At 67.6% G+C, this 25,488-nt stretch carries 27 protein-coding genes; 12 read left to right on the top strand and 15 right to left on the bottom strand.

Going from position 1 to position 25,488, the window contains the following annotated elements; genetic code table 11:
- Window positions 1-24: 24 nt before the first annotated feature.
- From ACFRAH_RS14175 to asd, 9 genes are all read left to right on the top strand, one after another.
- On the top strand, window positions 25-1,686 hold the full coding sequence (locus ACFRAH_RS14175) for a hypothetical protein (protein WP_377991531.1): 1,662 nt from the start codon (window positions 25-27) through the stop codon (window positions 1,684-1,686).
- Window positions 1,683-2,135 (top strand): GntR family transcriptional regulator, encoded by a 453-nt coding sequence (locus ACFRAH_RS14170; RefSeq protein WP_377991530.1) that lies wholly within the window; start codon window positions 1,683-1,685, stop codon window positions 2,133-2,135. The genes ACFRAH_RS14175 and ACFRAH_RS14170 overlap by 4 nt, the downstream gene beginning before the upstream one ends.
- Complete coding sequence (locus tag ACFRAH_RS14165; RefSeq protein WP_377991528.1) at window positions 2,132-2,935, top strand: thymidylate synthase; 804 nt, start codon at window positions 2,132-2,134, stop codon at window positions 2,933-2,935. Before ACFRAH_RS14170 ends, ACFRAH_RS14165 begins: the two co-directional genes overlap by 4 nt.
- On the top strand, window positions 2,932-3,516 hold the full coding sequence (locus ACFRAH_RS14160; RefSeq protein ID WP_377991526.1) for a dihydrofolate reductase: 585 nt from the start codon (window positions 2,932-2,934) through the stop codon (window positions 3,514-3,516). Before ACFRAH_RS14165 ends, ACFRAH_RS14160 begins: the two co-directional genes overlap by 4 nt.
- A 3-nt stretch (window positions 3,517-3,519) precedes the next feature.
- Window positions 3,520-3,738: an NF038396 family protein gene (locus tag ACFRAH_RS14155; RefSeq protein WP_377991524.1), complete on the top strand. Its 219-nt coding sequence runs from the start codon at window positions 3,520-3,522 to the stop codon at window positions 3,736-3,738.
- A gap of 118 nt (window positions 3,739-3,856) precedes the next feature.
- On the top strand, window positions 3,857-4,936 hold the full coding sequence (locus ACFRAH_RS14150) for a WXG100 family type VII secretion target (protein WP_377991523.1): 1,080 nt from the start codon (window positions 3,857-3,859) through the stop codon (window positions 4,934-4,936).
- Window positions 4,937-4,945: 9 nt separating this feature from the next.
- Window positions 4,946-5,599, top strand: coding sequence for a hypothetical protein (locus tag ACFRAH_RS14145; protein WP_377991521.1), 654 nt, complete (start codon window positions 4,946-4,948; stop codon window positions 5,597-5,599).
- Window positions 5,586-5,987, top strand: a complete 402-nt coding sequence (locus ACFRAH_RS14140; RefSeq protein ID WP_377991520.1) for a hypothetical protein — start codon at window positions 5,586-5,588, stop codon at window positions 5,985-5,987. Before ACFRAH_RS14145 ends, ACFRAH_RS14140 begins: the two co-directional genes overlap by 14 nt.
- 75 nt (window positions 5,988-6,062) lie before the next feature.
- Window positions 6,063-7,193, top strand: coding sequence for an aspartate-semialdehyde dehydrogenase (asd, locus tag ACFRAH_RS14135; protein ID WP_377991519.1), 1,131 nt, complete (start codon window positions 6,063-6,065; stop codon window positions 7,191-7,193).
- 418 nt (window positions 7,194-7,611) lie between these two features.
- Here the strand turns inward: asd and ACFRAH_RS14130 are convergent, their stop codons facing one another.
- The 8 genes from ACFRAH_RS14130 to ACFRAH_RS14095 all read right to left on the bottom strand — a co-directional run bounded on the left by ACFRAH_RS14130 (window position 7,612) and on the right by ACFRAH_RS14095 (window position 14,204).
- Window positions 7,612-8,718: a winged helix DNA-binding domain-containing protein gene (locus ACFRAH_RS14130; RefSeq protein WP_377991518.1), complete on the bottom strand. Its 1,107-nt coding sequence runs from the start codon at window positions 8,716-8,718 to the stop codon at window positions 7,612-7,614.
- 30 nt (window positions 8,719-8,748) lie between these two features.
- Window positions 8,749-9,816, bottom strand: coding sequence for a UDP-N-acetylmuramate dehydrogenase (locus ACFRAH_RS14125; protein ID WP_377991517.1), 1,068 nt, complete (start codon window positions 9,814-9,816; stop codon window positions 8,749-8,751).
- A 38-nt stretch (window positions 9,817-9,854) separates the two neighbouring features.
- Window positions 9,855-11,123: an MFS transporter gene (locus tag ACFRAH_RS14120; protein ID WP_377991516.1), complete on the bottom strand. Its 1,269-nt coding sequence runs from the start codon at window positions 11,121-11,123 to the stop codon at window positions 9,855-9,857.
- 12 nt (window positions 11,124-11,135) lie between these two features.
- The gene (locus ACFRAH_RS14115; protein ID WP_377991514.1) at window positions 11,136-11,573 is read right to left on the bottom strand and encodes a MaoC family dehydratase; all 438 of its coding nucleotides are present in this window, start codon (window positions 11,571-11,573) and stop codon (window positions 11,136-11,138) included.
- 2 nt (window positions 11,574-11,575) lie between these two features.
- Window positions 11,576-12,037, bottom strand: a complete 462-nt coding sequence (locus ACFRAH_RS14110) for a MaoC family dehydratase N-terminal domain-containing protein (RefSeq protein ID WP_003803911.1) — start codon at window positions 12,035-12,037, stop codon at window positions 11,576-11,578.
- Between the two features lie 45 nt (window positions 12,038-12,082).
- Complete coding sequence (locus ACFRAH_RS14105) at window positions 12,083-12,307, bottom strand: DUF3188 domain-containing protein (RefSeq protein ID WP_377991513.1); 225 nt, start codon at window positions 12,305-12,307, stop codon at window positions 12,083-12,085.
- Between the two features lie 64 nt (window positions 12,308-12,371).
- Window positions 12,372-13,313 (bottom strand): DUF2797 domain-containing protein, encoded by a 942-nt coding sequence (locus tag ACFRAH_RS14100; protein WP_377991512.1) that lies wholly within the window; start codon window positions 13,311-13,313, stop codon window positions 12,372-12,374.
- A 27-nt stretch (window positions 13,314-13,340) separates the two neighbouring features.
- Window positions 13,341-14,204 carry an HpcH/HpaI aldolase/citrate lyase family protein gene (locus tag ACFRAH_RS14095; protein ID WP_377991511.1) on the bottom strand — a complete coding sequence of 288 codons (864 nt, stop codon included), beginning with the start codon at window positions 14,202-14,204 and terminating at the stop codon, window positions 13,341-13,343.
- A gap of 317 nt (window positions 14,205-14,521) precedes the next feature.
- On the opposite strand from ACFRAH_RS14095, the gene ACFRAH_RS14090 reads away from it, so the two are divergent.
- Both ACFRAH_RS14090 and ACFRAH_RS14085 read left to right on the top strand, forming a co-directional pair.
- The gene (locus ACFRAH_RS14090) at window positions 14,522-15,547 is read left to right on the top strand and encodes an ABC transporter substrate-binding protein (RefSeq protein ID WP_377991510.1); all 1,026 of its coding nucleotides are present in this window, start codon (window positions 14,522-14,524) and stop codon (window positions 15,545-15,547) included.
- A gap of 59 nt (window positions 15,548-15,606) precedes the next feature.
- Window positions 15,607-16,527 carry a TauD/TfdA dioxygenase family protein gene (locus ACFRAH_RS14085; RefSeq protein WP_377991509.1) on the top strand — a complete coding sequence of 307 codons (921 nt, stop codon included), beginning with the start codon at window positions 15,607-15,609 and terminating at the stop codon, window positions 16,525-16,527.
- A gap of 78 nt (window positions 16,528-16,605) precedes the next feature.
- Here ACFRAH_RS14085 and ACFRAH_RS14080 read toward each other — a convergent pair whose 3' ends face one another.
- The 5 genes from ACFRAH_RS14080 to ACFRAH_RS14060 form a co-directional block, all read right to left on the bottom strand.
- Window positions 16,606-17,571: an aldo/keto reductase family oxidoreductase gene (locus ACFRAH_RS14080; RefSeq protein ID WP_377991508.1), complete on the bottom strand. Its 966-nt coding sequence runs from the start codon at window positions 17,569-17,571 to the stop codon at window positions 16,606-16,608.
- 89 nt (window positions 17,572-17,660) lie between these two features.
- Entirely contained in the window at window positions 17,661-19,370 is a 1,710-nt protein-coding gene (locus ACFRAH_RS14075; protein WP_377991507.1) for a glycoside hydrolase family 13 protein, read from the bottom strand.
- A gap of 54 nt (window positions 19,371-19,424) precedes the next feature.
- The gene (locus tag ACFRAH_RS14070) at window positions 19,425-20,333 is read right to left on the bottom strand and encodes a carbohydrate ABC transporter permease (RefSeq protein ID WP_377991506.1); all 909 of its coding nucleotides are present in this window, start codon (window positions 20,331-20,333) and stop codon (window positions 19,425-19,427) included.
- A complete protein-coding gene (locus ACFRAH_RS14065; protein ID WP_377991505.1) occupies window positions 20,333-21,280 on the bottom strand; it encodes a carbohydrate ABC transporter permease in 948 nt (315 codons plus the stop codon). The genes ACFRAH_RS14070 and ACFRAH_RS14065 overlap by 1 nt, the downstream gene beginning before the upstream one ends.
- Before the next feature lie 22 nt (window positions 21,281-21,302).
- Complete coding sequence (locus tag ACFRAH_RS14060; RefSeq protein WP_377991504.1) at window positions 21,303-22,607, bottom strand: ABC transporter substrate-binding protein; 1,305 nt, start codon at window positions 22,605-22,607, stop codon at window positions 21,303-21,305.
- Window positions 22,608-22,835: 228 nt separating this feature from the next.
- Here ACFRAH_RS14060 and ACFRAH_RS14055 point away from each other — a divergent pair, with 228 nt between their 5' ends.
- Entirely contained in the window at window positions 22,836-24,038 is a 1,203-nt protein-coding gene (locus tag ACFRAH_RS14055) for an ROK family protein (protein WP_377991502.1), read from the top strand.
- A gap of 59 nt (window positions 24,039-24,097) precedes the next feature.
- Here ACFRAH_RS14055 and ACFRAH_RS14050 read toward each other — a convergent pair whose 3' ends face one another.
- Together ACFRAH_RS14050 and ACFRAH_RS14045 are read right to left on the bottom strand one after the other, a co-directional pair.
- A complete protein-coding gene (locus ACFRAH_RS14050) occupies window positions 24,098-24,757 on the bottom strand; it encodes an SDR family oxidoreductase (RefSeq protein WP_377991501.1) in 660 nt (219 codons plus the stop codon).
- Between the two features lie 36 nt (window positions 24,758-24,793).
- Window positions 24,794-25,357 carry a dihydrofolate reductase family protein gene (locus ACFRAH_RS14045; protein ID WP_377991500.1) on the bottom strand — a complete coding sequence of 188 codons (564 nt, stop codon included), beginning with the start codon at window positions 25,355-25,357 and terminating at the stop codon, window positions 24,794-24,796.
- Window positions 25,358-25,488 lie beyond the last annotated feature (131 nt).

The following is a 25,488-nucleotide window of genomic DNA, read 5'->3' as shown; positions in this document are numbered from 1 at the left end:
CCTTGGGGATCACTGGGGGATCTGATGCCACTGCAGTTTGAGTTGCCGCCCATGGCACTGCTGGGACCGCTGCTGGCCGCAGTGGGCATTTACGGCTTGTTGCGCTGGGTGGTGTGGGCGCCGGGCGGCGGTACCTCACCACAGTCGATTTCCGATCACGCGCTCTGGGTCGGCGTCATCGGATGGCTGGCGAGCACCCTGCAGGGGGCCGCCAACGCGGGCATCATCCACTCCAGCCCGCAGACACCCTCGCTGCAGCAGCCTGCCGACATCCTGCAGGCGCTGGCCTGGCCGGTGCTCGGCTGCCTCGGGGTCCATGCGCTGGGCCAGCTCAGCTACCCGGGTCCCCGCGGATCGCGGCGGCTGGCCTCCCTGTCCGTCCGGCGCATCCGGGACTTTCTTCCGCGCGGGCTCGCCTGGACCACCCTCGGCATCTGCGCTGCCTCGGCCGGCACCATCGCGTGGGCGGCTCTGCAACCGGCATACCGTCCACTGCCGCCCAGCACTCCGCAGGACGGCGTGTCCGGCCCCAGCTTCTTCCATGACGGACGGATTCCCGGCACCGAACTCGCAGCGTGCCTTGGCGCCGCCCTGCTGCTGCTGACGGCCGGGACCGTCCTTGTGCTGTGGCTGATTGCGCGCCGCCGGCAGCTCGAAGCACTGGATGCCGGCGACAACATCCTCCTCCGCACGATTGCGATGAACCGGCTGCTCCGGACCGTTTCCACCGTCGCCGCCGGGCTAGCGGCCATTGCCGGCGACTTTGCTTCCCGTCCGGAACCCACCACTGCCACCTCATGGACCAACCCCACCGCCCTCTGCGCCGCCGTGGTGCTGTTCGTCATGTGGATCTGGAAGCCGCCGCAGCTGGACAGCCTCCTGGCGGGCAAAATCCGCAGCCGTCGGGCGTGGTCCGCCGGCCGGAAAAGCATCCGGGACCTCCGCATCGAGAAGCATCCCGCCGCGGAGCTGATCGTCTCGCTGGGTGCCCTCCTCGGGCTGGCCGCTGTTGCGCCGGGGATGGCTGCCCTGTTCCTTTCGGGGACGTCGAATCCCGCGCGGATCGCCGTGGTGCCCGCCATCATGGCCGCCTGCGTCCTGCTGGCCATTCTGGGGGGTGAGCTCCTTCTCCAGCGGAATTACGGCTCTTCCTCCGCAGCCCGCCGCTGGCCGGTCCAGCCGGTTGCGCCTGCCCTGCTCACCGCTGCGATCGTTGCCCTGGTGCTGCTGGCAGCCGTGGTTGTGATGACGCTTCTCGGGGAAGCGGCACTTCGGGCCGATGGGGCGCCGGCACCGTCCGGATGGATTCCGGCGGCGGTGTCAACGGCCGTCGTTGCTGTCACTGCCGTGCCTGCCGTCCTGGCCGCGCGCCGCCGCCGCGGGATCGTCGCCCCTGATGACGGTCTGGACGCGGCGCTCCGCGCCGTCACGCTGAACAGGATCGTGCGGATTGTGGCCGCTTTCCTGCTGGCACAGACGGGCGGCCTGCTGATATCCGCGAACCAGGTGTGGCCAGCATTGGTCGGTGTGCAAACGGACATCGCAGTGATATGGGAAGCCACGGCAGTGGGCGCCGGGTCGGTGCTGGTGGCCGCCGCCGCCGTACTGTCCATGATTCCCGTGAGCGTTTTCGCTGCGAGGGCCAGGCCGGTTCCCCGACGCGCGCCGGTGGAACCTGCCCGATGACCGCCGGCATTTCGGTGGATGTCGGGTCCCCCACTCCCCCGTACGAGCAGATCCGGCTGCAGATCAGCGCGCTCATCGCCGCCGGCGGGCTCCCGGCCGGAACGAGGCTGCCGGCAGTCCGCAGCCTGGCTGCAGACCTGGGGCTTGCTGCCGGAACCGTCGCCAGGGCGTACAAGGAACTTGAGCAGTCCGGGCTGATTGAAACCCGCCGCCGGAACGGAACGGTCGTCGTCGGGCTTCCGGCCAACAGCGCGCCGGACGCCGGGGCATCCGGCCCCCAGGCGTCCGATTCCGGTGCGGCCGCAGCGGAACTGGGTGCCGCCGTCGACCATCTCATCCAGGCGGCGGCAAAAGCCGGGCTTCCTGATGATGAGCTCATTCAGTTGCTCCGCGGCTCGCTTGCCCGGCGCCGCGGCCAAGACGGCGATTCGAATAGACTGGACGGGTGAGCACCCCAACGCCCTATGAAGACCTTCTGCGCGACGTCATGGCCAACGGCACGCACAAATCAGACCGCACCGGCACCGGAACCAGCAGCGTTTTCGGCCGGCAAATCCGCTTCGATCTGGGCGAAAGCTTTCCGCTGATCACCACCAAGCGGGTGCACTTCAAGTCCGTTGCCGTCGAGCTGCTCTGGTTCCTCCGCGGCGACTCCAACGTGAAATGGATGCAGGACCAGGGCGTGACTATCTGGAATGAATGGGCCGATGCCGAGGGTGAACTCGGGCCGGTCTACGGCGTCCAGTGGCGGAGCTGGCCCACCCCGGACGGCGGCCACATCGACCAGATCGCCGAGCTCGTGGAGAGCCTGAAGAAGAACCCCGACTCACGCCGGCACATCGTCTCGGCCTGGAACGTGAGCGAGCTCAAGGACATGGCGCTGCCGCCCTGCCATGCGTTCTTCCAGTTTTACGTCGCCGACGGCAAGCTCTCCTGCCAGCTGTACCAGCGCTCCGCGGACATGTTCCTGGGCGTGCCCTTCAACATCGCCTCCTACTCGCTGCTTACCTGCATGCTGGCGCAGCAGACCGGCCTCGAGCCCGGCGAATTCGTCTGGACCGGCGGCGACGTGCACATCTACGACAACCACATGGACCAGGTCCTGAAGCAGCTGGACCGGGAACCGTATGAGTACCCGCAGCTGAAGATCACCCGCAAGCCGGAGTCGATCTTCGACTACACCCTGGACGACTTCGAAGTGGTGGGCTACAAGCACCACCCCACGATCAAGGCGCCGATCGCCGTATGAGCACGGAGGGCACTATGGACGGGCAGGCTTTCAGCGAGGACATCGCCGCAAACGTGACGGGGATCGGGCTCGTCTGGGCACAAACGCCGTCGGGCGTCATCGGCAAGGACGGGGACATGCCGTGGAACCTGCCCGAGGACATGAAGCACTTCACCAGGGTCACCACGGGCCATCCCGTCATCATGGGCCGCAAGACCTGGCTGTCCTTCCCGGCGAAGTACCGGCCGCTGCCCAACCGGACCAACATCGTCATCACCCGGCAGGAAAACTGGGCCGGCACGCCCGAAGCGGAGGGCGCCGTCGTCGTTAAATCCCTCGACGATGCCCTGCTGGAATCCCAGTTCGCCCCGGGCTTCGAGTCGGTCTGGATAGTAGGCGGCGGGGAAATTTTCAAGGAATCCACGGACCTGGCCAACGTTGCCGTGGTCACCACCATCGACGTGGACGCCGACGGCGACACGTACGCCCCGGAGCTCGGCGACGGCTGGGTGGCAGGGACTTCCGTCCCCGCCGAAGGCTGGCTGACGGCGGCCAACGGCACGCGTTACCGGTTCACCACGTGGAACCGCTCGGAAGGTTAGAAGATGCTGCGTAAACCCGAAACCCTCTTTGTGCTCGGCTACATGCTGCTGCCGCTGTTTGCCCTGCTGTCCGCGATCGTGGGCCTGACCATGATCCTGGGCGGCAACAAGATCGCCGGCATCATCGTGCTGGTGGTGGTGACGCAGCTGTTCGCCTTCGGTGCGTTCTTTGCCTTGCGCGCCCGCAAGAATGCGCTGCTGGAGGAGCCGGACGGCCGGTAGCGTCCGGATGGGTAGTGCTGCCCATCGCGACGGCCCGCGGCCCGAACTAGAGTGATGGCTGGACTTAGCAGCAACCGTCTCCATTCGGGGCGGCCAGGATTTGGGGGATGATGCCGCAGTGACAGGTAACTTGTGGGGCGCCGACGTCGCGCAGCTTCGCACACTCGCCCAGCAGTTCGGGAAGGTCTCCGACACCCTGCTGCAGACGTCATCGCAGCTGACCAACCAGATCAACAACAACCCCTCCTGGAAGGGCAACGACGCCACCCAGTTCCGTTCGGACTGGAACGGCAACCACCGCGCGCTCATCCAGCGGACGGCGCGCGCCCTCAAGGACGAATCCCGCAAGCTGCTGGACAATGCCAACGAGCAGGAGAAGGCCAGCGACGCTGCGCCGGGCTCCGGCGGCGGTCCCATCACCCTGGGTGAACCCGGAACTTCCTGGCCGGGAGTGCTGGGCGGTGTGCTGCTCGGCGGCGTCGGCGCGCTCAAGGCGGGCCTGACCCTGCAGAAGTTCATCAAGGCCCCGCTTACCCTCGCCAAGCACCTTGGGCAGTACGGCTGGGTTCTGAAAAACCAGCGCGCTGATTTCATCAAGTCGTTCCTGCAGGGAAGCCACCGCCTTGGCGGCCCCGGCTTTGCCGCACACCGGCTCCTGGGGAACTCAGCTTTGGACGACCTGCTGAAGGGCTCCGCCTCCGCCCACCGCGGGCTCGGCCTGATCGACAAGGTCACCGACATTGCGTCACTTAAGAACCTGAACAAGCACGTTGGCGTGCTGTCCAAGTTCGGCCCGGTCCTGGAGGAGAAGGCCTGGCTAGGCGCCGGAACCAAGCTCGAATGGCTGGGCAAATCGGGCCTCGCCCGGGGACTTGGCTGGGCCGGCGTCGGCTTCAGCGCCTACGACTCCGTCAAAAGCTTTGCCGACGGCGACATCAAGGGCGGACTGATGGGTGCCGGCAAGGCGGCCCTCGGCGTCGGCTGCTTCCTCCCGCCGCCGGCCGGGACGGTGTGCCAGGTCGCCAGCGTCGGTATCGCCGTGTACGAGAACTGGGACACCATCAGCAGCATCGGGAAGAACATCGGCGAAGGCGTGGTCAACGCCGTGAAGGACCCCGGCAAGTTCGTCAGCGACACGAAGGATACGCTGGTGGACGCCGGCAAGTCCGTGGGCAAGTTCTTTGGATTCGGCGATTAGGAGACGCGCATGACCGTTCAGGACCCAACCCAGCAGGAGCCCCGCCTCGGCGTCGATGTCATAGGTTTCGGCGTGGGCGAGTTCGCCTACCTGCTCAACGTTTTCGAGGGCCCGGCCAGGGACCGTTCCGTCAGCGTCTTCCGTGCCGAGGAGATGATCGACGACGTCACCCTGTCCACCGCCGGCGCGTCCTCATTGCTCGCGAGGGACCTCGCCGCAGTTGACGACGACGGCGACCTCGGCGTCAAGGGCGTGGCAGCAGCCGTCGCCACCGCCCTGGGCAAGGCAACCCGGTGGACCGAGATCTCGCTCCTGACCGGTGAGGCAATGGACAACGTGGCCCTGCTGGAGGCGCCCGGGGTTTCCCTGATGCTCCAGCCACGGTTGCTGGGGACGTGGTTCGTCTTTGCCCAGGATCCCGCCATCTCCTCGGCGGAGGCGACCCTCCGCCTGGTGCGGCAGCACGTCGAGCAGAACCAGGGCGGCTCCGCGTACCTGGTCTTCAAGACCCTGGGGTCCGAGCAGCACCTGCTGATCCGCCGAGAGGAGTCCTCCTGGACCACCGGCGTTCCCGATTTCGACAAGGACGAGGTTGCGGAAAGCGGAGGCCTGGACGACGCCGGGCTGCTGGCGGCGATCGAGGATGCCCGTGGCGAGGCGTAGTAAGGACGTCCCCCAGGACCCGGGCTATGTGCCGTCCGAGCCTTCCGCTGAGCAACTGATCTACCGCCAGGCCGAGAACGGTGAGATGGTCGGCTACACCCGGGCCGAATACGGGGTACGCAAGGATGACCGCGGCAGCCTGGTGAAGCCGGTCAACAGCTCGGGCGGCCTGCTCTTCCTCGCCATCCTCATCAGCATCTTCTTTGGCGGGATGCTCTACGGAATCCTTCAAATGGCGCTCACCGACCAGTGGCACATTCTGGGTGAGGTTTGGTGGATGTACCTATTGGTCCTGATACCCCTCTTCGCCGGCTGGTCCGGTTATTTCAGGGAACGGCGGGCCGAGAAGCTGCGCAAAGCCCGCAACCTTCCGCGGCCCGTCGACTGAGGTCCTGCACCCACTCCCGTCGCGGCAGTGACGTAACCGACTGCAGCCTGCCAAATCCAAAGATAAACTGGCTAGATGACTACAGCAGCTACTCCGTCCGTTGGACTGGTCGGTTGGCGCGGCATGGTCGGCTCCGTCCTGATGCAGCGCATGCAGGAAGAAGGCGACTTCGCCAGCATCAACCCGGTCTTCTTCTCCACCTCAAACGCGGGAGGTGCCGCCCCATCCTTCGCTGATGGGGCCGGTAAGCTCGAGGACGCGTTCGACGTCGAGACCCTGGCGAAGCTGCCGATTATCGTTACCGCCCAGGGCGGGGACTACACCAAGCAGGTCCACGGCGAGCTGCGCAGCCGGGGCTGGGACGGCCTCTGGATCGACGCCGCCTCCACCCTGCGCATGAACGATGACTCCATCATCGTCCTTGACCCCATCAACCGCGACGTCATCGACAAGGGCATCGCCAACGGCGTCAAGGACTTCATCGGCGGCAACTGCACCGTCTCGTGCATGCTCATGGGCCTCGGCGGCCTCTTCAAGAACGGCCTCGTCGAGTGGGGCACGTCCATGACCTACCAGGCCGCCTCCGGCGGCGGCGCGCGGCACATGCGCGAGCTGCTCAGCCAGTTCGGTACCCTCAACGCCGAGGTCAGCACGGAACTGAACGACCCTGCGTCGGCCATTCTGGACATCGACCGCAAGGTGCTGGCCCACCAGCGCAACGGCGTCGACGCCACCCAGTTCGGTGTGCCGCTGGCCGGCTCCCTGATCCCGTGGATCGACGCCGACCTCGGCAACGGCCAGTCCAAGGAAGAGTGGAAGGCCGGCGTCGAGACCAACAAGATCCTGGGCACCTCGGACGAGAACCACGTGATCATGGACGGCCTCTGCGTGCGGATCGGCGCCATGCGCTCCCACTCGCAGGCGCTCACCCTGAAGCTGCGCGAGGACCTCTCCGTTGCCGAGATCGAGAAGCTGCTCGACGAGGACAACGAGTGGGCCAAGGTGGTGCCCAACTCCAAGGAAGCCTCCATGTCCGACCTGACCCCCGTTGCGGCTTCAGGCACGCTGACCATCCCGGTGGGACGCATCCGCAAGCTCGAGATGGGCCCGCAGTACATCAGCGCCTTCACCGTCGGCGACCAGCTCCTGTGGGGCGCCGCCGAGCCGCTGCGCCGCATGCTCAACATCGCCACCGGCACGCTGTAACCTGCTTTTCCCTCAACCGGCCCTGCCCCGCACAGCCGGCCCCGCCCTCTATTTCAAGGGCAGGGCCGCCCATGCGGCGCGGGGCCGGTTTGCGTCTGCGCCCGGGCACGTACGGCTCACCTCCTGGCGGGTTGACCCAACGCTTCCTCACCTCCCGCCGGTTCCAACCCAACGCTTCCTCACCTCCCGCCGGTTCCAACCCAACGCTTCCTCACCTCCCGCCGGTCCCAACCCAACGCTTCCTCACCTCCCGCCGGTCCCAACCCAACGCTTCCTCAAGAGTTGCCGACGCGTTTTCTCTTCGGCCGCAGGACCTGAGGAAGCGTGCCAAAAAAGGCGACGAAACCTGAGGAAGCGTGCCAAAAAAGGCGACGAAACCTGAGGAAGCGTTGCATCCCCAGGACCAGGGGGCCGCGGGTCAGGAGGCGAGGAAGCGTTCGTACCTTTCGGCCGCCCGGCGGAAACCTGCCAAGGCTACCGGGCCGAGGGGCTTCGCGTCGTCGAACGGGACGGGCACGACGGCGGCCGCCCGCCCGCTCCCCTGCCGCGCCCAGGTGCCGGTCACCTCGCCGCCGGCCACGATGGCCTTCTTGAACACCCCGTTGCCGCCCGGGACGATCTTTTGCGCGTGCTCGGGCGGCAGCACGATGCTCCGGTCCGTGTAGCCGAGGATGAACTCGTCGAAGCCCGGAAGCGCAAGGACCGTGCGCTGCCCGGGCACGCCGTCGTCCAGCAGGGCGGCGGTCTCCGGTGACAGCCAGTACTGGGTCCCGTCATGCTCCAGTTCCACAAGGCAGCCGCTCACCGGGGGCAGGGCCCGCCGCACCTCGGTCAGGGGAATGCTGGACCACCAGGAAAAGTCGCGCAGCGTGGCCGGCCCGTGGCCGCGCAGGTATCTCAGCAGCAGCTCGGCGATGCCCTCCTCACGGCTGAGGTCACGCGAGGAGGTGATCCAGTGGCCGAACTCAACGAACTTCTGCTGGTTGCCGTCCAGCGGTCCGGGCACCAGGGAGGCGCCCTGGCACAGCATCCACAGCAAATGGATCCCGCGCTGCGCCTTGGTAGCCTGCCCGGCCGCTTCGAACGCGGCGAACAGCTCCTCCCGGCTGGCGGACCGGCCGCCGTCAACCAGGCCAAGGGCTGCCTGGCGGCTGACCTCCACGTCGCCGCCGGTGATCTCCAGCTGCCGGTGCCTGCCGGCCGTTCCCTGGATCATCCGGGCAGTGGTGATGTTCAGGATCCAGCGCAGGTCCTCGGGAGCCAGCAGGTGCAGCGTGCCCCGCATCGGCCACGACCGGACAACGCAGCCCTCATCCAGAGCCCGCCGGACATCGCTCAGGCCCGCGCCGGGAACGCGGACGCCCACCGCCCACAGCGCTGCCTGGAGATCCTGGGCCTGCATCGCCGTCATCGCACGGACGGCCTCCGGCACGCCGTCGAACCCGGGTCCGAGCAGTCCCTGCGAGGCAAGCCTCAGCCGGCCCATCACCTTGGACGAGATCCGCACTGCCGTTGCTGCTCCCATGGCCCCATCCTAGGGCCGACAAGAGGCTCCCTAGAGTGTGAGCCCGATCAGCAGCGGTTCGGGGTGCAGTTCAATGCCAAAACGCCCGACGACGCCGGCGCGCACCTCGCGCGCGATCGCCACCATGTCGGCGGCGCGGGCTGCGCCGCGGTTGGTAATGGCCAGCGTGTGCTTCGTGGACAGCGAGGCCCGGCCGCCGGAGACGCTCCCGGCCTCCAGCCCGAAGCCCTTGCCGAAGCCGGCGTGGTCGATCAGCCAGGCCGCGGACAGCTTGACCTTGCCATCGGAGCCGCCGGGGTACCGGGGTGCCGATTCCGGAAGGCCTTCGGCCACGTCGGCGGGGACGATCGGGTTGGTGAAGAACGAGCCCGTGGAGTAGGTGTCGCGGTCGTCAGGGTCCAGCACCATGCCCTTGGACGCGCGCAGCCGCAGCACCTCCCGGCGCACGTCGTTCGAGTAGGCACGCTGGCCCTGCTCGACGCCGAGGACCCGCGCCAGCTCAACGTAGCGGATGGGTGCGCTCATGCGGCCCAGCGGCAGCTGGAATTCGACGGTCAGTACAACGTAGCGCGGCGAGCCGTTGACCGTGGTCTGCTTGAGGATCGAATCCCGGTACCCGAACTTCAGCTCCGAGTTGGTGAAGGTCTGCACCGCGTTGCGCTCCCGGTCCCAGGTGCGCACCGCGGCGATGGTCTGTGAGACGTCAGCCCCGTAAGCGCCGACGTTCTGCACGGGGGTGGCGCCGGTGGCGCCGGGGATCCCGGACAGCGCCTCGATGCCGGACCAGGCGTGGAGCACGGCATGTTCCACCAGCGCGTCCCAGTTGTGGCCGGCCTGGACCACCACGGATACGCCGCCGCAGGAGTCTTCGGCGTTGACGGTGAACCCCTGGGAGGCGATCTTCAGGACGGTTCCGGGGAACCCGTCGTCGGAAATCAGGAGGTTGGAGCCTCCGCCGATGATCAGCAGCTGCTCGCCGGCCGCATCAGCGGTACGCACCGCCTCGATGATCTCGGCCTCGGTGCGGGCCTCGACGTAATTGCCGGCGGGACCGCCGACGGCGGCCGTGGTCAGATCGGAAAGCATTGGAGGGGTCACCAGTCCAGCGTAGGGGAAGTTGGGGAAGCAGCGGAAAGTCAGGGCAGCTTGCAGGCCACCGGGGACAGCAGGAAGCTCACCGCCAGCACCGCCATGACGGCCAGCAGCGAGTGCAGGATTCCGATGTGCTCGGCGAGCAGCCCCAGCAGCGGCGGGCCGCACAGGAAGGCTGCGTACCCAATGGTGGACACCACGGACACCCGGGCGGCGGCCAACGCGGGATCGTCAGCCGCGGCGGACATGCCAACGGGGAAGCCCAGCGAGGCGCCGAGCCCCCAGACGGCCAGCGCAGCATAGGCCAGCCACGGGACCGGGGCGAACACGAACAATGCCAGCCCCAGGACCGCCATGGCCGAGCACCAGCGCATCACGGGAACCCTCCCGAACCGGTCCAGCACCACCGTCCCGGCGAACCGGCCGATGGTCATGAAGGTGACGAACAGTCCATACCCGGCGGCTCCGGCAGCGTCCGATTGGTGGTGCCCGTCGGCCAGGGCCAGGGCCACCCAGTCCCCCGCCGCGCCTTCGGCCAGCGCCAGGCCCAGCACCATGACGCCCAGCAGCAGCGTCCGCCGGTCCCGCCAGGCCTGGGCGATCTTGCGCTTGTTGTCCAGCGGGGCCTCGCCGCCGTCACTGCCTGCCCGGATGACGGGGATCGGCCCGGTGGAGGGGTCCTCGAAGTTGTCCGGCCGGTACGGAGCCGAGCGTTCCACGGGGGTGGCGTCGGCACGGAACCAGCGTGCCGCCGTCGTGACCGAACCGGCCACCACGAGCCCGGCGGCGGCCAGGTGCCAGAGGACCGGCACGCCAGCACCTGCGGCCCAGGCACCCAGCCCGGCGCCGGCAACCGTGCCCAGGCTGAACGAGCCGTGCAGCCGGGGCATGATGTGCCGGCCCATGGCCCGTTCGACGGCGGCGCCCTCCACGTTGGACGCGATGTTCCAGCTGGCGGTTCCCAGGCCAACAACCGCCAGGCCCGCGGCAACCGCCACGGGGCTGGACAGGACCGAGGTGCCGAAGCCGGCCAGGACCAGCCCGCAGCCCACCATGATGCTCCCGGTCCGGATGGTCCGCCGGGAACCGAGCCGGAGCACAATCAGCCCCGACGCGGACACGGACAGGAAAGACCCCGCCGTCATGCACAGAAGCAGCAGGCCGACCGTGCCGGGCGTAAGGTCCAGGCCGTCGCGGATCGCGGGCAGCCGGGACACCCAGGACGCGAACGCGAGCCCGCTGGCGGCGTAGGCCACCACGACGGCGTTCCGCCAGAGCGTGACTTCCCGCGCCTGGACGGCGGCAGAACTCAAGACAGCATCACGTCACGCCAACCGGACGAGGGCCTGGGCCTTCATGAGGACCTTCTGGCCGTCGAACACCACAGAAAGGTCCACGCGCGCCGTCCGCGCGTCGGCATCCAGCGCACCGACAGCACCGCTGACGTCGATCACGGCACCGGCGTCGCCGGTTCCCGTGGTGTCGGTGACCAGCACCGGCTTGGTGAAGCGGGTCTGGTAGTCGACGACGGCGGCCGGGTCGCCGGCCCAGTCGCTGACCAGCTGCACGGCGGCGCCCATGGTGAACATGCCATGCGCGATGACGCCGGGAAGCTCAACGCCCGTGGCGAAGGCCTCATTCCAGTGGATGGGGTTGAAGTCGCCCGAGGCGCCGGCGTACTTGACCAGGTCCTGCCGGGTCACCTCGATGCTGCGGGTTCCGATCTCCTGGCCGACGCTGAGTTCTTCGAATGTGGGGCTCATGGCTACTGTCCCTCTCCGCGGACCAGGATGGATGACTTGGTGGTGGATACCGGCTCGCGCCCGTCCCCGTCCGTGAGCGCGAAAATCTCGCTGCGCGTGGTGATCATGGCGCCGCCGCCCATCGCGCGCACGCCGTCGACGTGCAGTTCGGCCACGAGCCGGTCGCCGGCGAAGATGGGGCGGTGGTGGGTGAAGCGCTGGTCGGCGTGGACGACGCGGGAGAAGTCGATACCGGCCTCCGGATCCTCGATCAGCTGGGCGTCGGCGCGCTGCGCGATGATGATCGCGAACGTGGGCGGTGCCACCAGATCGGGGTGGCCCAGGCCCTGGGCGGCGTCGACGTCGAAGTGGGCGGGGTGGGTGGCCTTGACGGCGCGGGCGAACTCGCGGATTTTCTCGCGGCCGACGTCATACACCTCTGCGGCAGGGTAGCTGCGTCCCTGCAGGTCCGGATTGATAGTCATGGGTTCAAGCCTATCGGGGCCGGCGTGCGGGCCGGATTCGTGTCGTTATTTGCGGAGGTTCTTCCGGATACTCTGCCCGCGGACCACCAGGCCGACGATGTGCAGCACCAGGCCCAGGCCGATGACGGGCAACGCGGCGACCATCAGGCCCGGGTTGCCGGCGGCGTTACCTGCGATGGTGAGGATGAGCCCGACGGCGATGAGGCCCATCGCCGTGAAGACCAGGATTTTGTAGGACGTGGGCGCGGTGACCCAGAATTCGTGCAGCACCGGTCCAGTTTACCCAGTCGCGGCCGCCCCTCTGAGAACAGGGCTTCCTCAGAACAGCGCTTCCTCAGAAGAGTGCTTCCTGGACCGCGGGCACCTGGGAACTGTACTCCCCCGGCTCCACCAGCCGGCCCTTCAGCAGCCCCAGGTTCACCACGAAGTCCAGCTCCGAGCCATCCAGGCGCGCCAGTCCATGGCTGCCACACAGGGCACCGAGGGTGAAGCCGTGGCTTCCGCCGACCATCCCGTGCGGGTAAGCGTGCCGGGCAGCGCCCGCGCATAACGGCGCGGCCTGGGCCGGGCGGATCCACTGCTCGTCCACAACGGCAAAACCCCCGACGGCGGTTCTCGCCAAGAGGGTCCGGACGTCCTCCGCGCGGCGCCGGTTGAGGAGGTCAAGCTCGACGCCGGGACCCGGGTCCGTGAGGGCTGCGGCCTTTGCCGCCCCGCGCACCTGCTGGGCAAACCCCAGCTCGCCCGTGGCCAGATCCTCCAGGATGCGCACCACCCGCCCGTCCCCGGCCAGGGCCACGTAGCGGGCAACGACGGCGCCCTGCTCGGCCAGCCGGTTCCACTTGCGCGGCTGCGACGCGGTGCCGATCTTGCTGGCACCGTTGGCGAACGTGGCCACATAGAGCCAGTGCGGCTGCATCAGGTAGTCCCGCAGGCCCGCCGGGACCCGGCCGCCGCGGTGGAAGTCGTGGATCAGCCGGGTATCGTCGGCCAGCTGGCAGGTCTCACACTGGCTCCCGCGGACGGCGCCGGCACTGTCCGGGCACGGAAAGTGCCGGCGTTCGGCGGCGGAGAAAACCCTGGTGTGCCCGAGGCAGTGCTTGGCGCCGTCCGCTACCCGGAACCCGAGCCGGGTGCCGGCGTCGAGCGTCATCTCAGTGAACCCGCCGGAAAGGTGCTGGAGGCGCAGAACCGGACGGCCGCCGTCGGACGCTGCGGAAAGGGCCGGCGGCCCATCCCAAAAGACCCCGTGCACCAGATAGCGGGTATCGGTCACGGGGCCTCCTGGTAGTGCTGGTGCCGGTTACGGGGCGGGCTGCACGCCAAAAGCTACCGCGAGCTTCATGATCTTCTCGGCGCGGCCCAGGCGCGGCAGGTCCGAGCCGTCGCGGATGACGCGGCCGTTGGCCTCGAAGTCGGACATGAAGTCGGTGGCCCAGGCGACGTCCGACGGCGTGGGGCTGATGACCTCGTTGATGACGCTGGTCTGGTCGATGGCCAGGCACAGCTTGCCAGTCATGCCCATCATCACCGTGACGCCGGTCTGCTCGCGCAGGATCGGGTGGTTGGTGCCGACGGTGGGTCCGTCGATGGGGCCCGGCAGGTTGCCCACGCGGCTGGCGACGACGAGCTTGGCGCGCGGGTAGGCCATGGCCTCCTGGGTGTTTGCCATGCCGGTGTCGCGGCGGAAATCGCCGGAGCCGAACGCGAGGCGGAATGCACCCTGGGCCCGGGCGATGTGGTTGGCCTCCTCGATGCCGAGCGCGGATTCCACGAGCGGGATGACGGGCGTCTTGCCGTCCATGCGGTGGAAGGACTCGGTGACCTGGTCAGCGGACTCCGTCTTGGCCAGCATGACGCCGAGCAGCCCGGGGGTGCCGCGCAGGCCGGCGAGGTCATCAGCCCAGAACTTGCTGGTGGCGTCGTTGATGCGCACCCAGGCCTGGCCGCCGCCGGCGAGCCAGTTGACGACGTTCTCGCGGGCGACGTCCTTTTGCGAGGGGTCCACGGCGTCTTCAATGTCCAGGATGATCGAGTCCGCGCGGGACACGGCAGACTGGTCGAAAAGCTCGGTCTTCATTGCGTTGACGAGCAGCCACGACCGGGCGATCTCGGCGGGGATGTTGCGTTCTTGCCGGGTGATCTCGGCGGTGGAAATAGACGTCATGCTTCTACCGTATCGGGCGCACGCCCGTATGCGCGACGCAGATCAGCTCCGCAGGGCAGACCAATACGAACAAAAGCCACAGTGTAACGCCTCGGCCGCGGATCGCCGCTGCCCTCCGTCACGGGGCAACACCCGCCGCAACGGGGCGCCTCATGACCTGCTGTTGCGCCGTATTTCCGCGGATTTCCAACGGTTTCCCGCCGTGACCAGCGCACTTTCCTGCGCTGTCCGGGTGCGCTTACATCGATCCATCGGCCGTTGCAGCGGCCGCCACGATCCTGGCTCACCGGCCAACCAATCCCCCGAAGGAACCCCCAATGAAACGACACCTGACCATCCTGAGTGCTGCGGCCGCCGTCGTCATCGCCCTGACGGTGTCCGGCTGCGGCGGCCCCTCGGTGGCGGGCACCGGAGCCTCCGGCGCCAGCGAAGTCAAAGAGCTCCGCTACCAGGGCTGGGCCAACAACGTCACCCTTCCCGAGCTGGCGCAGGACCTCGGCTACCTGGGCGACGTCAAGCTGAACTGGGTAGGCAACACCATCAGCGGCCCGCAGGACATCCAGTCGGCAGCGACCGGCCAGACGGACTTCGGCGGCGCGTTCGCGGGCGCCGTCGTCAAGCTCAAGGAAGCCGGCGCGCCAGTGAAGGCCGTCATCAACTACTACGGCGAGGACAGCAAGACCTTCAACGGCTACTACGTGAAGGAAGACAGCCCGATCAAGACCGCCCGGGACTTCATCGGCAAGAAGATCGCCGTGAACACCCTCGGCGCACATTCCGAGGCCGTCATCAACACCTACCTCCGCAAGAACGGCCTGAGCGCCGAGGAGATCAAGCAGGTCCAGCTCGTGGTGGTGCCGCCGAACGACACGGAGGAAGCCATCCGCCGCGGCCAGGTTGACGCCGGCTCGCTGGGCGGCATCCTGCAGGACAAGGCCGTCGCCAACGGCGGGCTGCGCTCCGTCTTCAGCGACTACAAGCTGTTCGGCACCTTCGCCGGCGGACCCTACGTCTTCCGCGAAGACTTCATCGCCCAGAACCCCAACACGGTCCGGACCTTCACCACTGGCGTGGCCAAGGCCATCGAGTGGGAGCGGACCACGCCACGCAAGGACGTCATTGCCCGGCTCACAAAGATCCTGCAGGAGCGCGGCCGCAACGAGAACCCCGCAGCCCTGCAGTACTGGAAGAGCGTCGGCGTCCCGGCCAAGGGCGAAATCAAGGACGAGGACTTCACCCGCTGGGAGGAGTACCTGAAGTCCGCCGGCATCATCAAGTCCGGCCTGGACGCCAAGAGCCTGTACACCAACGAGTTCAACGGACTCCTGACGGGTTCGAAGTAAACCAGCACCAAGTAACCGCCCGATTCAAAACAACCACAGCACGAAGTGAGGAAAGTACGATGACCGTCATTACCGAAACAAAGCTCGAATTCTCCAAGCTGGGCTCCCGCATCGGCGCCGAGATCCGCGGCCTGGACCTCAGCGGGGACCTCTCCGCCGGGACCGTTGCCGGGATCCGCGCGGCCCTCAACGAGCACAAGGCCCTCGTGTTCCGTGAAGCCAACATCCTCTCGGACGAGGCACAGGTGAAGTTCGCCAGCCACTTCGGCCCGCTCACCAAGGCCCACCCCACCGTGGCGTCCGTTGAAGGCGAGGAGAACGTCCTGCCCGTGGACAGCGAAAACGGGTCGGCCAACAACTGGCACACCGATGTCACGTTCGTGGTCAACCCGCCGCAGGCCTCCACCCTGCGCAGCATCGACCTGCCGGCCTACGGCGGCGAGACCCTGATCGCCTCCTCCGCCGGTGCCTACAGCGACCTGCCGGACGAGCTGCGCAACTTCGCCGACACCCTGTGGGCCATCCACACCAACGACTACGACTACTCCGTGCCCAAGAACCTTGAGCACGCCAACTCCGAAGAGCGCCGCAAGGAGTTCACCCGGCTGAAGTTCGAGACGGCCCACCCTGTGGTGCGCGTCCACCCGCTGACCGGCGAGCGCGGACTGTTCATTGGCGGCTTCGCACAGCGCCTGCGGATCGTGGGCCTGTCCAACACTGAATCCAAGGACATCATCCGCCTGCTCCAGGCCTACGTCACCCGGCCCGAGAACGTGGTCCGCGTGAACTGGGAGCCGAACCAGCTGGTGCTGTTCGACAACCGGATCACGCAGCACTACGCGCCGGACAACTACGACGGCCAGCCGCGCAAGCTCAACCGCGTCACCATCGCCGGCGACATCCCGGTGGGCGTGGACGGCAAGCAGAGCCAGGCCCTGAAGGGTGATGCCTCCACGTACTCGGAGATCGCCCCGCTGTAGGGTTGTCCAGCCCAAACCGGGTCGCAGTTGTTGCGGTTTTGAACGTTCATAACCGCAACAACTGCGACCCAATCGGGTTTAAGGGATGTTGCTGCCCCGGGCCGTGACCCACAGCCGGTACCACTCGGGCCGGGTCATGGTCTCGGCCACGCGGGCGGCCCCGGCGCAGGCGCGGATCCGGTCCGGGTTGGCCGAACCGATGACCGGAGCGATCCCGGCCGGGTGCTTCATGAGCCAACCCAGCAGCACCGCCTCCACGGTGGTGTCCCGCTCCCGCGCCATCTCCGCCAACAGCGCCGCCGTCGCGCTCTCGGCCGGTGTGGGCCGCTCGGGCGGGTTGCCGGTGTAGTGGCCGCGGGCCAGGGCGCCATAGGCCTGCAGGGTGATCCCCCGCCTTGCACAGTACTCGACCGTCCCGTGCGGGAAGCTGTAGCTGTGGGCATCGGGGTGGTTCACCAGGACGGTGCTCTCCAGCCAGTCGCGCTTGAGCAGGCTGAGCTCCAGCTGGTTGGCCACCACCGGCGTCTCGAGGCTGTCCTGCAGGAATTCGATCTGGGCCGCGGACATGTTGGACACGCCCAGAGCCCGCACCTTCCCCTCCGCCATCAGCTTCCCGACGGCGGCTGCCACCTCCGCGGGGTCCATCAGGGGGTCCGGGCGGTGCAGCAGCAGGATGTCCACATAGTCGGTGCGCAGCCGTTCGAGGCTGCCGTTCACCCGCTCGATGATGGCGTCCGAACTCAGGTCGTAGTGGGTCTCCAGGCCCCGCTCGTTGAGGCGGATCCCGCACTTGGTCTGCAGCTGGATGCGCTCCCGCAGACCGCTGGTGCCGGCCAGGACCTCCCCGAACACGGCCTCGGATTTTCCGTGCCGGTAGATGTCGGCGTGGTCGAACAGCGTGACGCCGATGTCCAGCGCGGCCTCGACGGCGGCTGCGGCAGCCTCCACGTCGGCGATCTCGTGCGGTTCCGCGGACCAGTCCCCGCCCAGGCCCATGCATCCGTAAAGCAGCCGGCCGTAGGGTGCTGCAGTCTGTTCAGTCATGGCTTCACTCTTTCATGGTTAAACGGGCACTGGCGGAGCCCGGTCCGTCAAGACCAGGGCCCGCCAGCGGCGTGTTATTCAGTCAGTGCTCAGCGCAGCCAGGCCGTGGTGTTGGCCGGCAGCTTGCCGCCGTCCAGCGGTCCGCTGCTCACCAGCACCGTGCCGGCGGGAAGGTCGACGGCGGTGGCCCCGAAGTTCGTGACGGCCTGCCAGCCGCCCGGGCGGCTGAAGTGCAGGACGTCCGGGTTTCCGGTTTCGATCCATTCCAGCTCTTCGGCGGCCTGCAGCTCGCCGCGGAGCTTCAGTGCGGTGCGGTAGAGCTCCAGCGTGGAGCCCTGGGTGCCGTCCTGGGCTTCGACGGCGTAGCCGCTGAACCAGTCGGGCTGGGGCAGGTGTGCACCGCCGTCGCCGAACCCGAAGGACGTGCCCTCCACCAGCCACGGCAGCGGCACGCGGCAGCCGTCGCGGCCCACTTCCACTCCCCTGTTGCGGAAGAACGACGGGTCCTGGCGCTCGGACTCCGGGATGTCCGCGACTTCCTGCAGGCCCAGTTCCTCGCCCTGGTACAGGTACGCGGAGCCGGGCAGCGCAAGCATGAGGAGGGTGGCGGCGCGGGCGCGGCGCTTGCCGAGCTCGACGTCGAGTTCCTCCTTGGGACCGCCGGCCAGCAGCCAGGCCTTGCCGTCCTGGCCCTTGGCGTGCTTGCCCCCGGACCCCTTGGGCAGTCCGTAGCGGGTGGCGTGCCGGACGACGTCGTGGTTGGAGAAAACCCAGGTGGAGGAGGCACCGGTGGCGGCGGCCTCGGCCAGGTTGCGGGTGATGATCTCGTGGAACTCCTCGGCGTCGAAGTCGGCCTGCAGCAGGTCGAAGTTGAACGCCTGGCCCAGGCCCTCGGGGCTGGCGTAGCGGGCACGGCGGGTGGCGTGCACCCAGGCCTCGGCGACGGCGGTGCGCGGCGGGTTGTACTCGTTGAACACCTCGCGCCACTCGGCGTAAACCTCGTGCACCTCGTCGCGGTCCCAGAACGGGTGCGACCCGTCGTCGAATCCGTCCGTGCCGGTATTGGCGGCGCTCAGCTCCAGTTTGGAGAGCAGCGGCTCGGTGAGGTCCTTGGTGAGCGCGTGCGCCACGTCAACGCGGAAGCCGTCCACGCCGCGGTCCGACCAGAAGCGCAGGGTCTTGAGGAAGTCGTCGCGGATCTCCCGGTTGGCCCAGTTCAGGTCCGGCTGCTCCTTGGCGAAGATGTGCATGTACCACTGGCCGGGGGTGCCGTCCGGTTCCGTGATGCGCTCCCAGGCGGGTCCGCCGAACACGGAGTCCCAGTCCGACGGCGGGAACTCGCCGTTGGGGCCGTTGCCGTCGCGGAAGATGTAGCGGTCCCGCGCCGGGGAGCCCTTCGGGGAGGCGAGGGCTTCCCTGAACCATTCGTGCCGGTCCGAGGAGTGGTTCGGGACGATGTCCGCGATCAGCTTGATGCCGGCGGCGTGGAGGGCGGCCGCCATCTCGTCGAAGTCCTCGAGGGTGCCGAGCTTCGGGTCCACGTTGCGGTAGTCATCCACGTCGTAGCCGCCGTCGGCGAGCGCCGACGGGTAGAACGGGCTGAGCCAGACGGCGTCGATTCCGAGCCTCTTCAGGTACGGGACCTTGGCCGTGATGCCCTTGATGTCGCCCAGGCCGTCCCCGTTGGAGTCGGAGAAGCTGCGGGGGTAGATCTGGTAGACGGACGCCTGGCGCCACCAGTTCGGATCGGCCATGTGGTCGGAATCGGACAGGGTTGCCAGCGTGGCGGTGGTGGACAAAGGGATGATCCTTTTCTTGTGGTTGGGGTTGTTGCTGGACTGGTTTTGATGGGTCTACTTAACGGCCCCGCGCATCACTCCGGACAGTACCCAGCGCTGGGCCAGGATGTAAACCACCAAAGTGGGTGCCATGGCCATCAGGTACGACGCGAACGCGAGGCTGTAGTTGGTGTTGAACTCCCCTTGGAAGAGCATCTGCACCACTGGAAGGGTCTGCAGCGAAGGGTCGGCGATCATCATCTGCGGCAGCAGGAAGTCGTTCCACGAGCCGAGGAAGGCGAAGATGCCTACGGTGGCATTCATCGGGGCCAGCAGCGGGAAGATGATCTTACGGAACACCTGCCAGGTGGTGGCGCCGTCGAGCCTGGCTGATTCCTCGAGCTCCACCGGAATGGAGCGGACGAAGGCGATGTACAGCAGCGTGTTGAAGGAGATCCCGCCCAGCACGTGCAGGAACACCACGCCGCCGGGGTTGTCCAGGCCGAGGAGGGCCGTCTGCTTGATCAGGGGCAGGATGATCACCGGGAACGGGATGAACATGGCGGAGAGCAGGTACACGAAGGAGCCCCGGAAGAATTTCCGGTTCCAGTTCCTGGCGATGGCGTAGGCCACCAGCGAGCTGCACGCCAGCGAACCGAGGACGCTCAGCACGGTGACGAACGCCGTCGACATGAACGCCCGCGGGAAGTTCGTTGCCACATAGGCGGCGCCGAAGTTTTCCCAGTTCACGGGGCTGGGCCAGGCCAGGCCCGTGCCGGTTCCGATCTGGTCCGGGGACTTCAGTGCCATGGCCACGGTGAAGTAGAGCGGGAGCAGCACGGTCAGGGAGGCCACCAGCATCAGCGCGGTGAGCCACCAGTTGACCCTGTAGCCCTCCCGGCCGGCGCGGTTCTTGCGGCGGACCGGGGCGGCTGGGCGGGTTGCGTTGGAGCTGGGGCGGCCTGTCAGCGGAAAAGCAGTCATTAGAGTGAAACCCCCCGGCGCTGGATGAGGCGCAGCTGGATGACGGAGATCAGCAGGGTGATCAGGAAGTAGATGACCGCGTTCGCCATCTGGTAGGAGTAGTCCCCGCCGGTGAAGCCGGAGAAGATGCGCATGGCCACGGACTGGGTGGCCATGCCGGGCCCGCCGCCGGTGAGGCCCACGATGATTTCGTACGTGCCGAGGAAGCCCTTGAAGCCAAGGATCACGTTGATGACCAGATATCCGAGGATGAGCGGCAGGGTCAGGCTCACGAACTGCCGGAAGCTGCCGGCGCCGTCGAGGTCCGCCGCTTCGTACACCTCGGACGGGACGCTCTGCAGCCCGGCCAGGTAGATGATGGTGGCGCCGGGGGCCGCCTGCCAGACCGTGACCAGCACGATCGCCAGCCAGGCGAGGTTCTCGTTGGCCAGGATGCTGGTGGCCAGCGGCGTCACGCCGAAGCGGTCCGCCAGCACGGGCAGGGTGTTGGAGAACAGGTAGTTGAACACGAAGGACACCACCAGGGCCGAGAGCACCATGGGGATGAAGAAGACGGTGCGGATGCCGGTGCGCCACTTGATTTTGGCGTTGAGGCCCAGGGCGATCGCGAGTGCCACGATGTTGACCACCACGGTGGTGGTCAGTGCGAAGACGAACGTGAAGATGTAGGACTGCAGGATGGCCGGGTCGCGGAAGATGTTGACGTAGTTGGACAGTCCGATGAACTCCCAGTCACCGTAGCCGGCGTAGTTCGTGAGGCTGAAGAACACGCCCACGAGTGCGGGCAGCGTGATGAAGAAGGCGAACAGTGCCAGGACCGGCACCACCATCCAGTAGTAGGTGGGATCGATCTTGTTCTTGGACCTGCCGGCCCGCAGCGGGGCTTTCGGCGGAACTGTTGCGGCGGCGGGCGGGGCTGCCTGCGGCAGCTCTGAGGTTGTAGTCATGGGGGCTCCTGGATTCTGGGGGTCAGACCGCGGTGCGCTCGGCGACCCGGCGCCATTCGTCGTCGAGGGCGGAAAGGAACTGCTGGCCGTTCTTGCCGTACACAAAGGACTGCACGTAGTTGTACAGCGGTACCGACGGCGGGAAGTAGGTGGTGGCGCCCTGGTAGTACCGGCCCTCCCGCACAGAGGCGGCGAGGCCGGTGATCTGGGGGTTGTCGACGGCGGGTGCCCCCTTGAGCGGCGAGAACGCCGCGTTCTTTTCGTTGTAGGCGTTCACAACGGTGGGGTCCAGCAGGTAGCTGACGAACCGCCGTGCCGCAGCCATGTTGGGCGTATTGCGCGTGATGGACAGGGCCATATCCACGTTGACCCGGACTTTGGTGTCGGCAGCGTTGTTGGTGACCGGCAGCGGGAAGCTGCCGAGCCTGATGTCCTTGTTCGCCGCCACCAGCTGGGACAGCGCCCACGGGCCCTGCAGGTACATGGCGGCCTGGCCCTTGGCGAACGCCGCATTGCCGTCCGAGTAGTTCTTGCTGGTGGCGCCCTTCTGCGAAAAGGCAGCCAGCTCAAGCATCTTGGGCAGCACCGGGCCGAAGTTGCTGGCGAACGACTCCTTGGCGTCCGCGCGGATGGCGGCGCCCTTGGCGGTGAGCCTGGCGAAGAAATCCGCGACGTCCAGGGAGCCGCCGGCAGCGTAGTCGAACATGCCCTGCCCCAGGGTCCAGTTGTCCTTGAAGGTGCCGTAAATCGGGGTGATGCCGGCAGCCTTGAATTTCCCGCAGGCGGCGACGAAATCGTCCCAGGTTGCGGGAACCTGCACGCCCTGGGCTTCGAAGATGTCGCGGTTGTAGATGACCCCGGCGGCGGCCAGGGAGAACGGCAGGGCGCTGGTTTCGTGCCCGTTGTACTGGCCCCAGGAGCTGACCAGATCCTGGACCTTGGGGTCGATGGTGGCCGCCGCGGGCAGGTCCGAGAGGTCCGCGAAGACGCCCTTGCGGACGAAGTCGGCGGTGGCCTGGGCGAAGCCGCGGGTCACGACGTCGGGCGGGTCGTTGCGGACCAGGCCGGGCACGAAGTTGCCCTCGTTGAAGTCCTGGATGACGCGGATATCCGGGTTGAGCGCCTCGAAGTCCTTGATCACCTGGTTGAAGTAGGCCACCACCTCGGGCTTGTTCTGCATGAAGCGCAGCGTGGTGACGCCGTCCTGGCTGCCGGGCACGGAACTACCGGGCACGGAACCGCAGCCGGCCAGCGGAAGGACAGCGGCCGCGCCCGCAAGGCCGGCGGCCCTGAACAGCGCGCGGCGGGTAAGCGAAGTTGCGTTCACAGTGCGGAGGCAGGGGCCGGGTGCAGGCGGATGGCCGGTCCCTGCGGGACACGGAAGAGGCAAGACGAAGGGCTGTTCACAGTTGCTCCTTTGCAAAAGGGCTGAGGAAAAAGCTGGAAGGAAGATCCGCTGGGCCGGCGGCCGTCCGGTCCACGCGGCGAGTTTATATGGAATCTAAATTTAGTTCCTCAAGTATTATGTGGGGCAGAGCACAAGGAGGTCAACACCATGTCCGAGATGACGGCGGCGACGCCCCAGCTGCTGCGCCGCGTGAGTGCCGGGGCGGTCCTGGACTTCATGCGCGCCTCGGGTGCGGTGACGGTTACCGATGTCATCCAGGCCACCGGCCTGACGCGGGCCACCGCCATCTCCGTGTGCGAGGACCTCATGCAGCGCGGGTGGATCACCGAGCTGGAGAACCAGCGCGCGTTTGGCGGCTACCAGAAGGGGCGCCCCGCCCGGAGGTTCGAACTCAACGAGCGGGCAGGCTACGTCCTGGGCATGGACGTGGGCTTCTCCAAGGCGACGGTGGTGGTCTCGGATCTCCGCGGCAAAGCCCTTGGCAGGGCCAGCCAGCCCTTTGAGATAGAGGACATGTCCGCCGGGGAACGCGTGGCGGTCATCGACCGGGCCGCCGGGTTGGCCCTGGACAGCGTGGGAGCCTCCCCCGGCTCCGTACTGGCCGTGTGCGCCGGCATCGCCGCGCCGGTGGACAGGAAGGGCAACGTGCTGGCGTCGCAGCACTTCTGGGGGCTGTTCGACGTCGGCCTCAAGTCCGCGCTGGACGACTTGCACGGCTGGACGGTGCTGCTGGAGAACGACGCCAACCTCGCCGCGCTTGGGGACCGGTGGCGGGGTGCGGCGGCGGGCGTGGACGACGTCGTCGTGATCCTGGCCAGTGAACGCTTCGGTTCGGGCGTCATTGAAGGCGGCCGCCTGCTGCACGGCAGCGGCGGCGGCGCGGGGGAACTCGCGTACCTGGATCTGGTGGAAGGCGTCGGCGACACCTACGGCATCGCCATGCTGGCGCGGAACTGGGCCGCGGAGGCGCTGGAAGGTTCTGCTGAGACGTCCCTTCGCGAACACGCTGCCACGGGGGCAGAGGCGGAGCACGTCTTTGCCGCGGCCGCCGCGGGTGACGCTGTGGCGCTGCAAATCCTGGACCGGCTGGCCGACAGGATGGCCCGGGTGATCGGATCCTTGGCCACCATGGTCAACCCCGAACTCGTGGTGATCGGCGGCGCCGTCGCCAATTCTGCAGGGGTCCTGCTCGAGCCGATTGCCGCCCGGCTGCCGGAGTTTACGGCCACCCCGCCGCGTGTGGCGGTTTCGCCGCTGGGCGATTCAATCGTGACCGTGGGCGCCGTCCGGCGGGCCCTGGACTACGTGGAAACGAACAGCCTGGATCTGGAGCTCAACGTCCCGGCCTGAGCCCCGGCCTCCTGCACCAGCCGGGCGCCAGGCCAGGCGGCTGCACTGATCCCTGCCGGCTACTGCGGGGTGTCCAGCGCGGCCGCCACCGGCTGGGTGCCGTCGCGGAATTCGATCGTCTGCCGGGCAGTTCCCGGCAGGTCCAGTACCGCGGCGGCCACGATGGCCACGTTGGCGCGGGACGTCTGTGTTCCGGCGCTGGTGTCAGCGGGGTTCACGTCGATCAGCCCGTTGCCCGGCCCCGCGGTCAAAGTGCCCGGCCCCAGAATGGTCCAGTCGAGCGTGGTACCGCGGAGGTACTCGTCTGCGGCGGCCTTGGCCTCGGCGTACGGGCGGAAGCTGTGCCCCTCCGGAATCCCGTGGTCCGGGCCGGCACCGAAGTAGGACACCATCACATACCGCCGGACGCCGGCCTCCGCCGCCGCGTCCATGGAGCGGATGGCGGCATCGCGGTCCACCGCGTACGTGCGGGCCGGGTTCCCTCCCCCGGCCCCGGCTGACCAGACCACGGCATCGTGGTTCCGGAGCGCCGCGGCGATGTCCGCCGTCGTCGAATTTTCAATGTCAAGGACCGACGGTGATGCGCCCGTGGCGGCGACGTCCGCCGCGTGGTCCGGGTTGCGGATGAAGGACGTGACGCTGTGTCCCTGTTCCGTCAGGAGGGCGGACAGTTGCAGGGCCACCTTGCCGTGGCCGCCGATGATTGCGATGCGGGTCATGCCCCCATTGTGTCCCAGACCGCCCGTTCCGTCCGGTCAGGCCGTCCGGTTGGCGTAGCGGAGGAAGACGGTGCCGTTGCCGAACCGCCGTTCCTCGAGCAGTTCCAGCTGTAGGCGGATATTGTCCGGGAGGAAGCTTTTGCCGCCGCCCACCGCCACCGGGGTGAGGAACATCTGGAACTCGTCCACCAGCCCCGCCCGGATGGCCTCCGCGGCGAGCTCGGCACCGCCGATTGTCAGGTCCCGGCCGGCGTCCGCCTTGAGCCGCCCGACGGCGCCGGCGCTGAACTCCCGTTCGATCCGTGTCCTGGTTGTGGTCACGTCCTGCAGTGTGCGGGAGAAGACCACCTTGTCCGATGCCCTCCACAGCTCGGCATAGTCCCGGACGTAGTCGGGAATCTCGCCGAATTCTTCGGGATGATCCCAGACGGCCAGCACCTCGTACATCCGGCGGCCGAGCAGATAGGTTCCCGCCTGCCGCTGCAGCTCGTTGACGAAGGAATGCACCTCGGCATCCGGCTCAGCCCAGTTAAAGTTGCCGTCCCGGTCCGCGATATATCCGTCGAGGGACATGAGCCCCGCGTAGATCAGTCTGGCCATTGCCGGCTCCTGTTGTCCGCCTGCCTGTTTGCCTTACTCGTGCAGTCCGACCCTAGGTTCACGCCGGTCTGATGGCAACGTTTCCGCTGTTTCGGGTGGCATTCGCAGCGTTGCGCAAGGATTGGATCAAG

This window comes from Arthrobacter sp. NPDC056727 (genome assembly GCF_042790555.1).
Taxonomy (GTDB): domain Bacteria; phylum Actinomycetota; class Actinomycetes; order Actinomycetales; family Micrococcaceae; genus Arthrobacter.
The sequence above is the reverse complement of the archived record's forward strand: the minus strand, read 5'-3'. Positions and strand labels throughout refer to the sequence as shown.

Bases quoted from the DNA above. Each gene is read 5' to 3' on its own strand.
- ACFRAH_RS14175 (WP_377991531.1), top strand. From the start codon at position 25: ATGCCACTGCAGTTTGAGTTGCCGCCCATGGCACTGCTGGGACCGCTG.
- ACFRAH_RS14170 (WP_377991530.1), top strand. From the start codon at position 1,683: ATGACCGCCGGCATTTCGGTGGATGTCGGGTCCCCCACTCCCCCGTAC.
- ACFRAH_RS14160 (WP_377991526.1), top strand. From the start codon at position 2,932: ATGAGCACGGAGGGCACTATGGACGGGCAGGCTTTCAGCGAGGACATC.
- ACFRAH_RS14155 (WP_377991524.1), top strand. From the start codon at position 3,520: ATGCTGCGTAAACCCGAAACCCTCTTTGTGCTCGGCTACATGCTGCTG.
- ACFRAH_RS14145 (WP_377991521.1), top strand. From the start codon at position 4,946: ATGACCGTTCAGGACCCAACCCAGCAGGAGCCCCGCCTCGGCGTCGAT.
- asd (WP_377991519.1), top strand. From the start codon at position 6,063: ATGACTACAGCAGCTACTCCGTCCGTTGGACTGGTCGGTTGGCGCGGC.
- ACFRAH_RS14130 (WP_377991518.1), bottom strand. From the start codon at position 8,718: ATGGGAGCAGCAACGGCAGTGCGGATCTCGTCCAAGGTGATGGGCCGG.
- ACFRAH_RS14115 (WP_377991514.1), bottom strand. From the start codon at position 11,573: ATGAGCCCCACATTCGAAGAACTCAGCGTCGGCCAGGAGATCGGAACC.
- ACFRAH_RS14110 (WP_003803911.1), bottom strand. From the start codon at position 12,037: ATGACTATCAATCCGGACCTGCAGGGACGCAGCTACCCTGCCGCAGAG.
- ACFRAH_RS14095 (WP_377991511.1), bottom strand. From the start codon at position 14,204: ATGACGTCTATTTCCACCGCCGAGATCACCCGGCAAGAACGCAACATC.
- ACFRAH_RS14090 (WP_377991510.1), top strand. From the start codon at position 14,522: ATGAAACGACACCTGACCATCCTGAGTGCTGCGGCCGCCGTCGTCATC.
- ACFRAH_RS14085 (WP_377991509.1), top strand. From the start codon at position 15,607: ATGACCGTCATTACCGAAACAAAGCTCGAATTCTCCAAGCTGGGCTCC.
- ACFRAH_RS14080 (WP_377991508.1), bottom strand. From the start codon at position 17,571: ATGACTGAACAGACTGCAGCACCCTACGGCCGGCTGCTTTACGGATGC.
- ACFRAH_RS14070 (WP_377991506.1), bottom strand. From the start codon at position 20,333: ATGACTGCTTTTCCGCTGACAGGCCGCCCCAGCTCCAACGCAACCCGC.
- ACFRAH_RS14065 (WP_377991505.1), bottom strand. From the start codon at position 21,280: ATGACTACAACCTCAGAGCTGCCGCAGGCAGCCCCGCCCGCCGCCGCA.
- ACFRAH_RS14055 (WP_377991502.1), top strand. From the start codon at position 22,836: ATGTCCGAGATGACGGCGGCGACGCCCCAGCTGCTGCGCCGCGTGAGT.
- ACFRAH_RS14050 (WP_377991501.1), bottom strand. From the start codon at position 24,757: ATGACCCGCATCGCAATCATCGGCGGCCACGGCAAGGTGGCCCTGCAA.
- ACFRAH_RS14045 (WP_377991500.1), bottom strand. From the start codon at position 25,357: ATGGCCAGACTGATCTACGCGGGGCTCATGTCCCTCGACGGATATATC.